The sequence below is a fragment of the Erwinia sp. 009765445 genome (assembly GCF_058137865.1).
On record NZ_JBYUWC010000013.1, the window covers coordinates 155,047 to 170,297 of the forward strand.

General features: G+C 55.7%; 13 protein-coding genes. 8 read left to right on the forward strand and 5 right to left on the reverse strand.

From position 1 onward, the window contains the following. Positions 1-4 precede the first annotated feature (4 nt). Positions 5-736, forward strand: a complete 732-nt coding sequence (locus tag AC3Y5R_RS15790; RefSeq protein WP_158784213.1) for a LytR/AlgR family response regulator transcription factor — start codon at positions 5-7, stop codon at positions 734-736. 61 nt (positions 737-797) lie between these two features. Here AC3Y5R_RS15790 and glk read toward each other — a convergent pair whose 3' ends face one another. Together glk and AC3Y5R_RS15800 are read right to left on the reverse strand one after the other, a co-directional pair. Further along, a complete protein-coding gene (glk, locus tag AC3Y5R_RS15795; protein ID WP_158784212.1) occupies positions 798-1,763 on the reverse strand; it encodes a glucokinase in 966 nt (321 codons plus the stop codon). 174 nt (positions 1,764-1,937) lie between these two features. Further along, on the reverse strand, positions 1,938-3,590 hold the full coding sequence (locus AC3Y5R_RS15800; protein ID WP_489922128.1) for an alpha-keto acid decarboxylase family protein: 1,653 nt from the start codon (positions 3,588-3,590) through the stop codon (positions 1,938-1,940). A 206-nt stretch (positions 3,591-3,796) separates the two neighbouring features. Between AC3Y5R_RS15800 and mgrA the strand changes: the two genes are divergently transcribed. Then, positions 3,797-4,786 (forward strand): L-glyceraldehyde 3-phosphate reductase, encoded by a 990-nt coding sequence (gene mgrA / locus AC3Y5R_RS15805; protein ID WP_489922129.1) that lies wholly within the window; start codon positions 3,797-3,799, stop codon positions 4,784-4,786. Positions 4,787-4,942: 156 nt separating this feature from the next. Beyond that, complete coding sequence (locus tag AC3Y5R_RS15810) at positions 4,943-5,287, forward strand: DUF2502 domain-containing protein (protein WP_158784209.1); 345 nt, start codon at positions 4,943-4,945, stop codon at positions 5,285-5,287. Between the two features lie 56 nt (positions 5,288-5,343). Here AC3Y5R_RS15810 and AC3Y5R_RS15815 read toward each other — a convergent pair whose 3' ends face one another. Beyond that, on the reverse strand, positions 5,344-6,582 hold the full coding sequence (locus AC3Y5R_RS15815) for an Nramp family divalent metal transporter (RefSeq protein WP_489922130.1): 1,239 nt from the start codon (positions 6,580-6,582) through the stop codon (positions 5,344-5,346). 366 nt (positions 6,583-6,948) lie between these two features. On the opposite strand from AC3Y5R_RS15815, the gene AC3Y5R_RS15820 reads away from it, so the two are divergent. Beyond that, positions 6,949-8,133: a NupC/NupG family nucleoside CNT transporter gene (locus AC3Y5R_RS15820; protein ID WP_158784207.1), complete on the forward strand. Its 1,185-nt coding sequence runs from the start codon at positions 6,949-6,951 to the stop codon at positions 8,131-8,133. Between the two features lie 89 nt (positions 8,134-8,222). Here AC3Y5R_RS15820 and AC3Y5R_RS15825 read toward each other — a convergent pair whose 3' ends face one another. Together AC3Y5R_RS15825 and AC3Y5R_RS15830 are read right to left on the reverse strand one after the other, a co-directional pair. Then, on the reverse strand, positions 8,223-9,530 hold the full coding sequence (locus AC3Y5R_RS15825; protein WP_489922131.1) for an NtaA/DmoA family FMN-dependent monooxygenase: 1,308 nt from the start codon (positions 9,528-9,530) through the stop codon (positions 8,223-8,225). Between the two features lies 1 nt (position 9,531). Next, on the reverse strand, positions 9,532-10,452 hold the full coding sequence (locus AC3Y5R_RS15830) for an aliphatic sulfonate ABC transporter substrate-binding protein (protein WP_489922132.1): 921 nt from the start codon (positions 10,450-10,452) through the stop codon (positions 9,532-9,534). Positions 10,453-10,675: 223 nt separating this feature from the next. Here AC3Y5R_RS15830 and AC3Y5R_RS15835 point away from each other — a divergent pair, with 223 nt between their 5' ends. The 4 genes from AC3Y5R_RS15835 to AC3Y5R_RS15850 are packed head-to-tail and all read left to right on the forward strand — an operon-like array spanning position 10,676 to position 14,915. Beyond that, positions 10,676-11,758, forward strand: a complete 1,083-nt coding sequence (locus AC3Y5R_RS15835; protein WP_489922133.1) for an LLM class flavin-dependent oxidoreductase — start codon at positions 10,676-10,678, stop codon at positions 11,756-11,758. Continuing rightward, entirely contained in the window at positions 11,758-12,735 is a 978-nt protein-coding gene (locus AC3Y5R_RS15840) for an ABC transporter substrate-binding protein (protein ID WP_489922134.1), read from the forward strand. Before AC3Y5R_RS15835 ends, AC3Y5R_RS15840 begins: the two co-directional genes overlap by 1 nt. Next, entirely contained in the window at positions 12,728-13,321 is a 594-nt protein-coding gene (locus AC3Y5R_RS15845; protein WP_489922135.1) for a cysteine dioxygenase family protein, read from the forward strand. Before AC3Y5R_RS15840 ends, AC3Y5R_RS15845 begins: the two co-directional genes overlap by 8 nt. Next, the gene (locus tag AC3Y5R_RS15850; protein ID WP_489922136.1) at positions 13,314-14,915 is read left to right on the forward strand and encodes a rhodanese homology domain-containing protein; all 1,602 of its coding nucleotides are present in this window, start codon (positions 13,314-13,316) and stop codon (positions 14,913-14,915) included. The genes AC3Y5R_RS15845 and AC3Y5R_RS15850 overlap by 8 nt, the downstream gene beginning before the upstream one ends. Positions 14,916-15,251 lie beyond the last annotated feature (336 nt).

A 15,251-nucleotide genomic window follows, 5' to 3' on the forward strand; every position in this document is an offset into this window, starting at 1 on the left:
CAGCGTGAAAGCAATCATAGTTGAAGATGAATTTCTGGCACAGCAGGAGCTGAGCTGGCTGATCCGACAGCACAGCCAGCTGACCATTGAGGCCACCTTTGACGACGGCCTCGACGTGCTCAGGTATCTGCAGAACCATCAGGTTGACGTGATCTTCCTGGATATCAATATTCCCTCGCTGGATGGCGTGCTGCTGGCGCAGAACATCAGCAAATTCGCCCATAAGCCGCTGATTGTCTTTATCACCGCGTATAAAGAGCACGCGGTGGATGCCTTCGAGCTGGAGGCTTTCGACTATATCCTCAAGCCTTATCATGAGATGCGCATCATCACCATGCTGCGTAAAGTGGAAAACACCCTGCAACAGGCCGCCCCCCATGCCAGCCCGGAAGCCCAGCGCGGTCCGGTGCATACCATCAATCTGGTCAAGGATGAGCGGATTATCGTTACGGATATCAACGATATCTGGTACGCCGAAGCGCATGAAAAGATGACGTTTGTTTATACCAGACGTGAAGAGTACGTGATGTCGATGAATATCACTGAGTTTTGCAGCCGACTGCCAGAAGAGACCTTTTTCCGCTGCCACCGCTCTTACTGCGTTAACCTGAGCAAAATCCGCGAGATCGAACCCTGGTTTAACAACACCTATATGCTCAAGCTGCGCGATCTGGAATTTCAGGTGCCGGTCAGCCGCAGCAAGGTGAAAGAGTTTCGACAACTGATGAGGTTATAGAGAAGGCTTTGCCATGGCGGGTGAATTACGGGCCGGAGTGCTCCGGCCCGATAAAGCAAGTTTACAGCACGCTGCCCAGAGTCTGGCGCAGATGCGCACCGGCCCCCAGCAGGCCGGGCTGATCGTGGGTGATCAGGTATACCGGGATACTCTGCACATACTCTTTAAAGCGCCCTTTATCTTCAAACGCCGCACGGAAACCAGAAGCTTTGAAGAATTCCAGGAAGCGCGGCACGATACCGCCAGCGATATAAACGCCACCAAAGGTGCCGAGGTTCAGCGCCAGGTTGCCACCAAAGCGGCCCATGATCACGCAGAACATTGCCAGCGCACGGCGGCAGTCAGTACAGCTGTCATCCAGCGCACGCTGGGAAACATCCTTCGGCTTGAGGTTTTCCGGCACCCGGTCATCTGATTTAACAATCGCCCGATAAAGGTTAACCAGCCCCGCTCCTGACAACACGCGCTCAGCAGAAACATGGCCCAGTTCGGCACGCAGCACTTCCAGAATCAAATCTTCCTCTTCGCTGTTGGCAGCGAAGTCCACGTGACCACCCTCGCCCGGCAGGCTAACCCAGCGTTTGTCGACGTGCACCAGATGCGCCACGCCAAGACCGGTGCCCGCGCCGTAAACGGCAACCGGTTTATCAGCCACCGCGTCTTTACCGCCAAATTGCATTACATCCCCATCGGACAGCATCGGGATCGCCATGGAAACGGCGGTGAAATCGTTGATAATCTCCAGATGTTCAAAGCCCAGGTTGGCTTTCATCTTGCTGGTTGAGAACGCCCAGTCGTGGTTGGTCATCTCAACCCAGTCATCGGTGATCGGGCAGGCGATAGCAATACAGCCATCGGTAATGTCCTGCTTCTGCTCATCGAGGTAGAAGCGGATCACCGCTTCAAGGCTGTCATAGTCTGCTGTGGAGAACGTTTTGGCTTGTGAGAGGGCACCGTTCTCAACTTCACACAGTGCCAGGCGGGCATTGGTTCCGCCGACATCACCTACCAAAGCATACTTAGTCATTATTGTTTTGCTCCGCTTACGTCATTTAAACACATAGTAAATTTCCCCCACTCAAACAACAACGCTCACCGGATGAAAGGTGAGCGCAAAATCACGCTGCAACCGCCTACCTTACCTGTCCCGGTGGCGGTTGCCCACGGGCATCAATCTGAATTCTGTTACCGCAGATTGCGATTATGACGAATTTCGCTGGTTCAGCGCGGCACTTACCGCCTTTAATAATGGCGGGACATCCTGCTGCGGCAGCACCACTTCCACCAGCGAAAGCCGCGCAGTTTGCCCGATAACCCTGAGCACCTCAACCAGCTGCGCCGTTTGTGTCACCCGCCAGCTTTGCGCCGCACACTCTTTGCTCAGCGCCTGCGGCAGCTGCGTCCAGTTCCAGGCCGCTATATCATTGTAGCGCTGATGCTCGCCGTGAATAGCCCTCTCCACGGTGTACCCGTCATTATTAAGGATAAAGATGACTGGCTGCACATCGTCGCGCAGCATTGACCCCAGTTCCTGCGCTGTGAGCTGAGCGGACCCGTCACCAATCAGCAGGATCACACGCCGGTCAGGGCAGGCAATCTGGGCACCATAAGCCGCAGGCAGCGTAAAGCCGATTGAGCCCCACAGCGGCTGGCAGATAAACAGGGCATCGTCAGGCAGACGCAGGGCCGCAGCGCCAAACGCCGCCGTGCCCTGATCCGCCAGCACAATATCACCTGGCTGCAGAAAATCCTGCATCGCCTGCCAGAAGGTATTTTGCGTCAGGGAGTCAGAAGGGACGTCTTTCAGAGCCGGAGGCGGCGCAATGGACCGGTGCCAGTGGTTGCCGTAACGCAGGGCCATCCGGTGCAGCACGGCAATAGCCTCCGCCATGGCGACCTGTGGGAATGTCTTATCCCCCACCCGGCAACTGTTGAGGCCGATATCGATGTTCTTCAGCGGGTCGATTTGCTGGGTAAATCCGGCGGTAAGGGTATCGGTAAACAGCACGCCAACAGTCACTGTCACCTCACACTCTTCAATGATGCGCCTCGTCTCTCCGGCGCTGGCTGCTCCGGCATAGGTTCCGGCAAAACCGTCAAGCTGCTCCGGCAGGACGCTTTTCCCCATCAGTAGTGTGGCAAAAGGCAGCTTAACTTCACTGATTAGCTGCTGCAGCACATCTTTCTGCCTTGCCCGATCCACGAGAAAATCAGCCAGCAAAGAGACGCTTTGTGCTGCTGAAAGCAGCTTCTCAGCCGCAACAGCAAAGGCTTCGACCGCATCCGTACTGACGTAAGCCGTCAAGGCAAGGGGAGCGACCGGCGGCGGGATATGGGCTTCGGCCACGTCGGTCGCTAAATAAAGGTAAACCGGGCGATGCTCGCGAAAGGCGGTAAACAGCAGGCGATCAATTTCTGTTGCCGCATTCTCAGCTGTCAGTACCGCCTGTGCCACCGTCACTTCCTGGTAAATGCGCAGAAAATGGTTATAGTCACCATCACCCAGCGTGTGATGTAACAGCAGTCCGTCGCGTTTAGCTGCGCTTGCCGGTGCCCCCACAATATGAATAACCGGCAGATATTCTGCATAACTTCCCGCCACGCCGTTGAGCGCGCTCAGCTCCCCGACACCAAAAGTCGTCAGCAGGGCTGCGGCTCCGCGGCAGCGGGCATAGCCATCGGCGGCATAAGCAGCATTCAGCTCGTTAGCACAACCCACCCAGCCGATATCCGGGCTGGCAATCACGCGGTCCAGAAATTGCAGATTGTAGTCGCCCGGCACGCCAAAAAGATGGCCGATACCGGCCTGATGCAGACGAAGCAGCAGATACTCCCCAACGGTGACGCTGTGCATGGTTTTCTCTCCAATGAAAACGATCTGTACTGAGTATTGCCGATTATTTTCACCGTGTTAGCAATATGCCGCTCAAAGAGGTGGCAAGATGACGTTACGCCTCAGATTTTTCCTCAAGTTGCGATCCGGGGCGCGTACCGCTTCGATGTAACCGTATACACTGCTATGCTTTCGCCACTCCGTACGCTACCGCACAGGATTTATTCATGGTTTATCAACCAGATGCAAAACGTTATCAGACAATGACCTATCATCGTTGTGGACACAGCGGCCTGAAGCTGCCTGCCATTTCCCTCGGCCTGTGGCATAACTTTGGCGACAGCACCCGCGTGGATAACAGCCGTGAACTGCTGCGCCATGCTTTTGATAACGGTATCACTCATTTCGATCTGGCTAACAATTACGGACCGCCTCCGGGTTCAGCCGAGGAGAATTTTGGCCGCATCCTGCGGGAAGATTTCCATTCACTGCGCGACGAGCTGATCATCTCTTCCAAAGCGGGATATACCATGTGGGATGGACCTTACGGTGACTGGGGTTCACGCAAGTATCTGATTGCCAGCCTTAACCAGAGCCTGAAGCGCATGGGACTGGAGTACGTGGATATCTTCTATCATCACCGCCCGGACCCGGAAACGCCGCTGGAAGAGACCATGACCGCGCTGGATCACATCGTTCGTCAGGGCAAAGCGCTGTATATCGCGCTCTCCAACTATCCGGCGGAGCTGGCCGATAAAGCCATTACTATCCTGCGCCAGCTCGGCACGCCGTGCCTGATCCACCAGCCGAAGTATTCAATGTTCGAACGCGCGCCGGAAAACGGCCTGCTGGACGTGCTGGCGAAGGAAGGCGTGGGCAGCATTGCCTTCTCCCCACTGGCCGGTGGCGTGCTGACCGATCGCTATCTGCAGGGCATCCCGGAAGATTCCCGCGCCGCCAGCGGCAGCAAATTCCTCAGCGGCGATCAGTTGACGCCGGAGAAAATGGATAAAGTGCGGCAGTTAAACGAGCTGGCACAGCAGCGCGGTCAGAAACTGTCACAAATGGCGCTGGCCTGGGTGCTGCGCGGTAATCGCGTCACTTCAGTGCTGATTGGGGCCAGTAAAACCAGTCAGATTGATGATGCCGTCGGGATGCTGGAAAACCGTGAATTCAGCCAGGCTGAACTGAACCAGATTGAAGCAATTCTGAAGTAACCCCTCTCCCGCCGCAGCATGCGGCGGGAACCCTCCTGATAATTCCCAATTCCACCTTTCACCCACCATTTCAGATTCTCCCAGGCGAAACGGCAACAATCTCTTTATAATCTCGGCAACACAGCGGATCAGTTATGCCGTTGATAAGGAGAAAGTATGAAACGTTTAATTCTTGTTGCCACTTTACTGGCAAGTTTATCTCCGTTGGCAATGCACACAGCGCAAGCCGACAGCGCCAACATCACCATCGCCCCCGGCGTGAGGCTGCACATTGGTGACCGCGATCCACGCGGTATGTACTGGGATGGTGGTCGCTGGCGCGATGGCCGTTACTGGCACAATAACTACCGTTATAACGATGGCCGTTGGTGGCGGCACGAAGAGTGGCGTCGTCATGAAGAGATGCGCCGCCGTCATGAGTGGGAGCGCGAGCGCAGATGGCACGACCGTGAACGCCATCGCGAATGGCGTCACCATGAGCGCTATGATCACCACCACTGATTTCAGGCAAAAAAATGCCGCTCCTTTTCGGGAGCGGCATTTTTTATTGACGGGTGTTATATTCCCATCGCCATCTCAACCAGCAGATAAACATTCAGCGCCACCACGACCATCACAATCACTCTGCCGACATTCTGCATCAGCGCCGAGTTAACCATATCGCCCATCAGCTCACGGTTACCGGTAAACGAGAGCAGCGGGATCAGCGCAAGCGCGATACCAAAACTCAGCAGCACCTGGCTCATCACCAAAATCCGCGTTGGCTCCCAGCCGGCCAGAATGACGATAAAGGAAGGCAGCATGGTGACCACCCGGCGAACCAGCAGCGGTATGTGCACGTGGATAAAGCCCTGCATCACCACCTGGCCTGCCATCGTCCCGACCACGGTGGAAGACAACCCTGCCGCCAGCAGACTCAGGCCAAATACCAGCGCTGCGGCGCGGCCCAGCAACGGATCGAGCGTCAGATAAGCCTGGTCGAGTTCAGCAATCCCGGTATGACCACTGAAGTGGAAAGCCGCCGCCGCCGTGGCCATCATCGCCAGGTTCACAAACCCGGCAATGGTCATGGCAATCGCCACATCCAGCTTGGTTGAAGAGTAGCGCTCCGAACGGGTGCCGCCCTCCGGGCTTTGCGTCAGCGAAGAGTGCAGATAAATCACGTGCGGCATGATAGTCGCCCCCAGCACCCCGGCGGCGAGCAGCACCGCATCGGCCGTTGGCAGCGATGGCACGGCAATTCCCGCCATCAGATCGGAAATTTTCGGCTGTGAAAAGAACAGCTCAATCACATAAGCGGCTGCCACAAACAGCAGTAACCCGCCAATCACCAGCTCCAGCGGTTTCTCTCCCCTCTTCTGCAACATCAGGATCAGGAAAGTCACCACGCCGGTCAGCATTGCCCCCTGCAGCAGGCTGACGCCAAACAGCAGCTTGAACCCTATCGCCGCGCCGATAAACTCCGCGAGGTCGGTCGCCATGGCAATAATTTCGGCCTGCACCCACCAGAACCAAACGGCAGGCCGAGGGAAGCGATCGCGGATATGTTCCGCCAGATTTTTACCGGTCGCGATACCGAGCTTGGCAGACATCAGCTGGATCACCATCGCCATAATGTTGGCCCAGACCACCACCCACAGCAGCTTGTAGCCGTAGGAAGCGCCAGCCTGAATGTTGGTGGCGAAGTTACCGGGATCGATATAGCCGATCGCCGCGATGAAGGCTGGCCCCATCAAAGCAAATTTAATTTTTCGGGAACTACGGACCGTTTGCTCCGCAGTGCGGCCTTCGAACATAGTCGTACCCCTGCTAATACACCTGATTTTAGTATTGTCTTTTAAGTGATAATGATTATCAAGTGCATTTAAATTGGTTATCTTTATCGCTGTAATAGCCAACGCTAAGAAATATAGCATTTGCTATACTTCAGGACAAATTACGTCATAGCCAACAACTCAGCAACAGTTTTTACTTTAGGGTAAAAAATAAGCCCCTACAAGAGATCGGGTGATTTTTTAAACAGTATCTGAATGTGACAGGCCAGAAGATTCTTAACAATGCGCGATAGGTAATTGTTATATTGCGGCGTAGGTCTCGTTTTTCTGTAACTTGTTACATAGAATGTGCAGCGAAATATAACAGCCTTCAAATTTGGAGCAATCATGTCCCGCATTCTGCATTTTGCTTTGGCGCTGGTTGTTGTGACCCTGCTGGCCTTACTGGTCAGTAGCGATCGCAAAAACATTCGCGTACGTTTTATTATACAGCTTCTGGTGATTGAGGTTCTGCTCGCCTGGTTCTTCCTGAACTCAGAAGTCGGCCTCGGATTCGTAAAGGGTTTTGCGGGTCTGTTCGACAAGCTGTTGGCTTATGCCGCCCAGGGTACAAACTTTGTTTTTGGCAATATGAACGACAAAGGGCTGGCCTTCTTCTGGCTTAACGTCCTTTGCCCTATCGTGTTTATCTCCGCATTGATTGGTATTTTGCAGCACTTCCGCATTCTGCCAGTGGTGATCCGCGCTATCGGCACGGTGCTGTCGAAAGTGAACGGCATGGGGAAACTGGAATCTTTTAACGCGGTCAGCTCACTGATTTTGGGACAGTCAGAGAACTTTATCGCCTATAAAGATATTCTGGGCAAAATGTCACAACGCCGGATGTACACCATGGCGGCGACAGCGATGTCGACCGTTTCGATGTCCATCGTCGGTGCATACATGACCATGATCCAGCCGAAATACGTGGTGGCGGCGCTGATCCTCAACATGTTCAGCACCTTTATCGTGCTATCGTTGATCAACCCGTACCGTGTGGAAAGCGAAGAAGATCTGAAGCTGAACGACCTGCACAAGGGACAGAGCTTCTTTGAAATGCTGGGAGAGTACATCCTTGCCGGTTTTAAAGTGGCGGTGATCGTGGCCGCAATGCTGATTGGTTTTATCGCGCTGATCTCCGCGATTAACGCCCTGTTCGACACCATTTTCGGTATCAGCTTCCAGGGCGTGCTGGGCTACGTCTTCTACCCGTTTGCCTGGGTGATGGGCGTTCCGGCCAGCGAATCCCTGCAGGTTGGCAGCATCATGGCCACCAAACTGGTGTCGAACGAGTTTGTGGCGATGATGGATCTGCAGAAACTGGCGGGTCACATTTCACCACGTGGTGAGGGCATCCTGTCAGTGTTCCTGGTCTCCTTCGCTAACTTCTCGTCTATCGGGATTGTGGCCGGTGCTATTAAGGGCCTGAACGAAGAACAGGGTAACGTGGTCTCCCGCTTCGGTCTGAAGCTGCTGTACGGCTCAACGCTGGTCAGCGTGTTGTCGGCTTCCATCGCCGGTCTGGTGCTGTAACGGCGACCATGCAGGAGAGTTTGCCCGCCCGATGAGCGGTTATGATTTGCCTGCAATCAAAAGCGGCTCCGTTAAACGGGCCGCTTTTTTTATGGTCGTGCCAGCCCCAGATGGTGACGCAGCGTGCGGCCCTGATAATCCTTTCTGAATGCACCGCGCTTTTGCAGCTCAGGGATAACATGGTCAGCAAAATCGTTCAGCGAAGCGGGCATATCCGCAGGCATCAGCACAAAGCCATCACAGGCTCCCGCCTCCACCCAGGCAATCATCTCGTCCGCAATGCTTTCCGCCGTGCCCGCCATGACCTGGAATGATGCGCTGGCGGCATAAGTTTTTGCCACCTCAGCCAGCGTTTTTCCGTCTTTGCGGGCCTGTGAGATAACATACTCGAATCGCCCTTTACTGCCGCTGATCAGATGATAAATATCCGGGAACAACTCATCGGGATCGTGCTGCGAAAGGTCGTAGTTCATGCTGGCTGACATAAAGCTCAGCCCGGCCAGCGGGTTCACCAGGTCGTCCAGCAGTCGCCGTTTTTCTTCTGCTTCACGCCGGGTTGCGCCGACGATGGGCATCACGCCCGGCAGCACTTTACAGGCTTCAGGAGCGCGGCCAAACGCCGCCATTTCCGCCTTAAACTGCTGGTAAAATTGCCTTGCCCGCTCACGGTCTGGCTGCACAGTGAAGATCACTTCAGCCACACGTGCAGCCACATCTTTGAAATCCTGCGAGACACCAGCGAGGATCTGCACCGGCCTGCCCTGCGGCGAAGCCGCCACGGTCAGTGGCCCTTTGATCTGGAAATGGTCGCCGTGGAAATGGGTATAGCTGACCTTTAGCGGATCGACATACACGCCGCTCTCTTTGTCCGCCACTCGCGCCTCTGGCTGCCAGCTCGCCAGCAGCTGATGCACGGCATCGATAAACTCGCCCGCTCGCTGATAGCGCTCCTTGTGCCCCAGATGCTGCTGGCGGCTGAAGTTGCGTGCTTCGCCATCGTTGGTTGAAGTTACGGCGTTCCACGCCATTCTGCCCGCGCTGAAATGATCGATAGTCGCGATGGTGCGGGCGGTGTGAAAAGGCTCGCCATAGGTTGTCGACACCGTGCCGCCAAGTCCAATCCGGCCGGTAAACAGGCTCAGCGCAGTCAGCAGCGCCATCGGCTCGGGCCGCGCATAACCTGGTCGGTACTGCACGGTGGTGGCAATATCATTGCCGTAAATATCATCCACCGACAGCTTGTCGGCAATAAAGGCAAAATCAAACTTCGCCTCTTCGGCTTTTTTCACCAGCGTCAGCCAGGTGCTGAGCTGCATCGGATCGTGATTATGCGCGTCAGGGTGGCGCCAGCCACCTGCATGCAGCCCGGTATCGCTGAGGTAGAGTGCCAGATGCATATTATTTGCCCTGTGACAGACTGAGGTCGATAAAGCTCGCAGCGGTCAGTGGCTTGGGGATCAGGCCATTCTTCACGTAGAAGTCAGCGGTGTTCTGCTGCACGGCCAGCACCTGCTGCTGATTGCTGTCCACGGTGTTGACCTCACGCTGTACCTTCGACAGCGCCACATCCTGCGGGATGCGCAACAGCTTGCTGATGGAAGCCGCGTAGGCCTGCGGATGCTGCTCGCCCCAGGCGCGGGCGCGGGTCAGGCGCTGGGTGAAATCCGCCAGCTCGGAACGTTTAGCCGCAATGGCGGTATTGCTGGCAATCAGATAATTGAGCGCCGGGTAATCTTTGCCGTCAGCGAGGATCTGCGCGCCGGACTGGTGAGTGGCGAACGAGACGTAGGGTTCCCACGTTGAGACAGCCTCCACTCCGCCCTGATCAAGCACCAGCGTCGCTTCGGCTGGCGTAGTAAAGACAAAGTTAACGCTTTTCGGATCGACGCCCGCTTTCGCCAGCGCCTGTAGGGCGAGGTTATGGCCGGAGGAGCCCTTAACCGTGGCAACACGTTTGCCTGCCAGATCTTTTACCGAATGGATCGGGCTGCCCTTCTTCACGATAATGGCGTTCCCGGCATATTGTGTTGCCAGAATACCTTTGGCATCCAGTCCGGCCGCCACAGCAAACGTCAGCGGCGCATCGCCCACCGAACCGGCATCAATCGATCCGGCACGCATTGCTTCCAGCAGCGGCGCGGCATTGGCAAATTCATGCCACTCAAGCCGGTAAGGCAGGTTATTCAGCTCGCCTGCGGCTTCCAGAATGGCTCTGGCGTTACCACGCTGATCGCCAACGGAAAGGGTGCTGGCGGCCAGCGCAGGTGCAGAAAAAGCCAAAGTAATCAGGGCAATTAACGATAAACGGTGCGTCTTCATCTGGTGTCTCAAAAAGAGGAAAACCTGAGACTAGCACTCTCTTTTTTAGAATCTAAATGCATTTCTGCGCAATATTTATGCTAATGAGACATAAGCCGCCAGGGGGGCGATTAGCTGTTTTTCAACATAGCTTTGCACATTTATGAATTTCACAGCTAAAGCCTTCGAACGTAGGGTTTCTCTTCAGTGCCGACCCACCGGCCCTCACCTCGGAGAAAATCTTATGAGCATCCAGTTTCTCGGCATGATTGGCCATCGTCTGGCTTCGGAAATCATCCCGGCCAGCGGCCCTCTATTCAATAAGCAGTACATCGCTGACTTCGCCCGCGCCCATGAACAGGCCGGATTTGATCGCGTACTGGTGGGTTACTGGTCAGATCAACCGGACGGTTTTCTGGTTACTGCCCACGCGGCAGCCAATACTTCCACGCTGAAATTTCTGTTGGCACACCGCCCGGGCTTTGTTTCACCAACGCTGGCGGCACGTAAACTGGCCACGCTCGATCATCTGACCGAGGGGCGTCTGGCGGTGCATATCATCAGCGGCGGTAATGACGCCGAGCAGCGTCGGGACGGTGATTTCCTGAATAAAACCCAGCGCTACGAGCGCACCGACGATTTCCTCAGCGTGCTGCGCCAGAGCCTCTCCTCTGAGCAGCCGTACGATCATCAGGGCGAACACTATCAGGTAGAGCAGGCCTTCTCAGCGGTGAAGCCGGTGCAGTCGAGCCTGCCGGTCTATTTTGGTGGCTCCTCGCCGGAGGCGATAGAGGTGGCGGCACGTCATGCCGACGTTTTTGCGCTGTGGGGCGAGCCGCTGGCTGGTGCAGCGGAAACGGTGCGTACCGTACGTGCTGCTGCAGCCCGTCATGGCCGACAGATTGGCTTCAACATCTCCTTTCGCCCGATTATCGCCGCGACGGAAAAAGAGGCGTGGGAAAAAGCAGAATATATTCGCGAAACGGCCCGTAAAAAGCTGATCGAATCCGGGCATGACTTCGGGCTGCCGAAACCACAAAGCGTCGGCGCACAACGCCTGATGGCCGCAGCAAATGAAGGCGAACGGCTGGATAAAAACCTCTGGACCGGCATCGCCAAACTGGTGGCGGGTGGCTACAACTCAACTTCTCTGGTAGGGACTGCGGATCAGGTCTCGGATGCGCTACTGGATTACTACAACCTCGGCATTGAAAGCGTACTGATCCGCGGGTTCGATCCGCTGAATGATGCAGTGGAATACGGCAAAGAGCTGATCCCACTGACGCGGGAGAAAGTGGTGGCCCGCAGTAAAGCAAGGAGTGCCTGATGCGCCGTTCGTTGTTGCTTGCCATTTTGTTGTCCGCCATCACCGCTTCTGCTGTCGCGGCAGAGAAAGTTACCCTGCGGCTGGGAGATGTTAAAGGGGACCGTTTTATCTCTCTGCGAGAATCAGGCCAGTTAGATAATCTGCCCTACGATTTGAAACTGACCTCGTTTGATTCTGGCGCGCCGGTGCAGGAAGCGCTGAATGCGGGCGCGCTGGACGTCGGTTTTACCGGCGATCTGCCATTCCTGTTTGTCTTTGCTGCGGGCGCGCCAGTGAAAGCAGTGGGGGCCTGGCAGAATAATCCGGACAGCATCGCCCTGCTGACCCGCTCTGATTCCGGAATCCACAGCCTGAAAGACCTGAAGGGCAGGCAGATTGCCGTTAACCGCGGCGGCTGGGGCCATTATCTGCTGCTCGGCCTGCTGGAGCGTGCCGGGCTGAAACCTTCCGACGTCACGATGCGTTTCCTCGGCCCGGTGGATGGCCGCGCGGCCCTTGCCAGCCATTCGGTGGATGCCTGGGCAACCTGGGAACCTTACGTCTCTTCTGCGGTAGTGGTCGATCAGGACATTCTGGTGCCGCAGGGCGGCGGTAAAGGTATCCTTTCCGGCTATTCGTATGCGCTGGCCCGGGAAGAAGCGCTGAAAGATCCGCAAAAACGTCAGGCGATAGCCGACCTGCAGTCCAGGCTGGCGAAAGCGCAAATCTGGGCGGCTCAGCATCCTGAAGCGTTTGCCAAAGCCCTGTCGACATCACTGGGGATGCCGGAAAAAATCACTCAGCGCTGGATAGCCAGCGCACAGATCCGCCCGGTGGATTTCACCCCGAAACTGGCGGATACGTTGCAGCAATCTGCTGATTTCTTCTATCAAAATCACGTCCTGCCGAAAGCGGTCAACGTCCATCAGGCCTTTGATTACAGCCTGTCGGCACAGGCCAATCAGGTGGCGGACAGCCAGGAGGCTAAGCATGAGTGAAATACAGTATCATCGCCTGCGAGTTTTTGTCGGCGGGCTGGCAGAGCTGCTGGATAACCCGAACAGCGAAGCAGAAATCCTGAACGGTGGCAGTCAGCTGCTGGCGGAGTTAATCCGCCATGATGACTGGCTGGCGGATGAGTTTGCCCGTCCCAGTCCGCAACGCTATCAACAGTATTTGCTGCATGCAGATGCCCGGCAGCGCTTCTCGGTTGTGAGTTTTGTCTGGGGGCCTGGCCAGTCCACGCCGGTACACGATCACCGTGTGTGGGGATTGATTGGCATGCTGCGTGGCGCTGAGGTTTCGCAAAACTTTCGTCGCGATGAACGAGGTCGCCTGCATGAAGAAGGTCAGCCGGTACGGCTCAATCCGGGCGACGTGGAAGCCGTATCGCCCGATATCGGTGATATTCATCGTGTGAGTAACGCTTTTGATGATCAGACCTCTATCAGTATTCATGTTTATGGCGGCAATATCGGGGCAGTGAAACGGGCCGTTTATGCTGAAGACGGCAGCGAAAAACCGTTTATCTCCGGCTATAACAACGCCTTTTTACCAAATATCTGGGATCTCTCACATGGCTGAAATTCTCACTCACCGTCGCTATGACAAACTCCGTCAGGCGCTGTTAAACCGCCAGGAAGTGGCACTGATCGACGTGCGCGAAGAGTCTGCGTATGCTGAAGGGCATCCGCTTTTCGCAGTGAATATTCCGCTGTCGAAGCTGGAAATTGAGATCCTTAACCGCGTGCCGCGCCTGGCTACTCAGGTCACCGTTTATGATAACGGTGAAGGGCTGGCGAAACTGGCTGTCGTTCGCCTGACGGCTCTCGGATACACCGACGTTGCGCTGTTAGAAGGCGGGCTTGCTGGCTGGCGCGAAGCGGGCGGCGAAGTATTTATTGACGTTAACTCACCGAGCAAGGCGTTTGGCGAGCTGGTGGAGAGCCGCAGCCATACGCCTTCTCTGCCAGCGGAAGAGGTACAGGCGCTGTTGCAAAGCGGTGAACCGGTGGTGGTACTCGACAGCCGTCGCTTCGATGAATACCAGACGATGAGCATTCCGGGCAGCATCAGCGTGCCGGGAGCAGAACTGGTGCTGCGCGTGCGGGATTTAGCGCCCTCGCCCACCACCAAAATTATTGTTAACTGTGCAGGCCGCACGCGCAGCATTATCGGCACCCAGTCGCTGGTTAATGCCGGGATTCGTAACCCGGTATGGGCACTGAGAAATGGCACCATCGGCTGGACTCTGGCCGGACAGCCGCTGGAGTACGGTCAGTCACGTCGTTACGGTGAAGTCAGTGACACAGCGCGAGTGCAGGCTGCACGCAGTGCACGTGAAGTTGCTGAACGGGCTGGCGTGAAGCACATCACATCAGGACAGTTGCATGAATGGCAGCAGTCTCAGCAAACGGTTTATCTTTTCGACGTGCGTGATGCCAGTGAATACGCCGAAGGCCATCTGCCCGGTTCGCGTCACGTGCCAGGCGGGCAACTGGTGCAGGAAACAGACCACTATGCCAGCGTGCGCGGTGCGAAAGTGGTACTGGCAGACAGCGAAGGCGTACGCGCCAATATGAGTGCCTCGTGGCTGGCGCAAATGGGCTGGGATGTCGCCGTGCTGGACGGCCTGACAGCCGCTGACTTCAGCGTCAGCGGCGGATGGACGCCTGAGGTGCCGCCATTGCCAGCACGCGAAGAGGTTGAACCGGCTCATCTGGCCGAACTGCTGGCTGCGGGAGGAACGCAGGTACTGGATTTCACCACCAGCGCCAACTACGTTACGGGCCATATTCCTGGTGCAGCATGGCTGACTCGTGCGCTTCTCGCGGTAACCGACGCTGCTGCCTTACCGAAAGCAGAGCGTTATGTGGTGACCTGCGGCAGCAGCCTGCTGGCCCGCTATGCCATTGATGAAGTAGCAAAGGTGACCGGTAAACCCGTTGCGGTGCTGAAAGGCGGTAACGCCGCATGGAAAGCCGCAGAGCTACCTGTGGAAAGAGGCGAAACGCGGCTGCTGCAGGAGAGAAACGATCGTTACCGCCGCCCGTATGAAGGCACGGATAATTCCACACAGGCGATGCAGGCTTATCTGGACTGGGAGTTTGGGTTGATTGCACAACTGGATCGCGACGGGACGCATGGATTCAACGTGGTGACGCAAACGGTGCGATAAATGACAGAATAAGCTCATCTGACCAGATGGGCTTTTTTTTATGACCGAGACTGCCATACCTCCTGATAATCAGATTATTATCCTCAACAGATATCTAAAGTATGGAGTCACGGGCCGGTAAGAAATTATCCAGAACCGGGCATTAGTGTAGATATTCATTTTGGCAGGGATATGGCTGAGTCACAGGCAGAGAACGCTATAAGTACCATTGCCTGTTGTGCGACTTAACAAAGCCGTACATTAGGTTCAAATATGAATAGGGAAATTTTCTTTTTTGCGGACGGCAGAAACAAAAAAACTCTGCCGGGGCAGAGTCCTTTCAGACAACATTGTAAT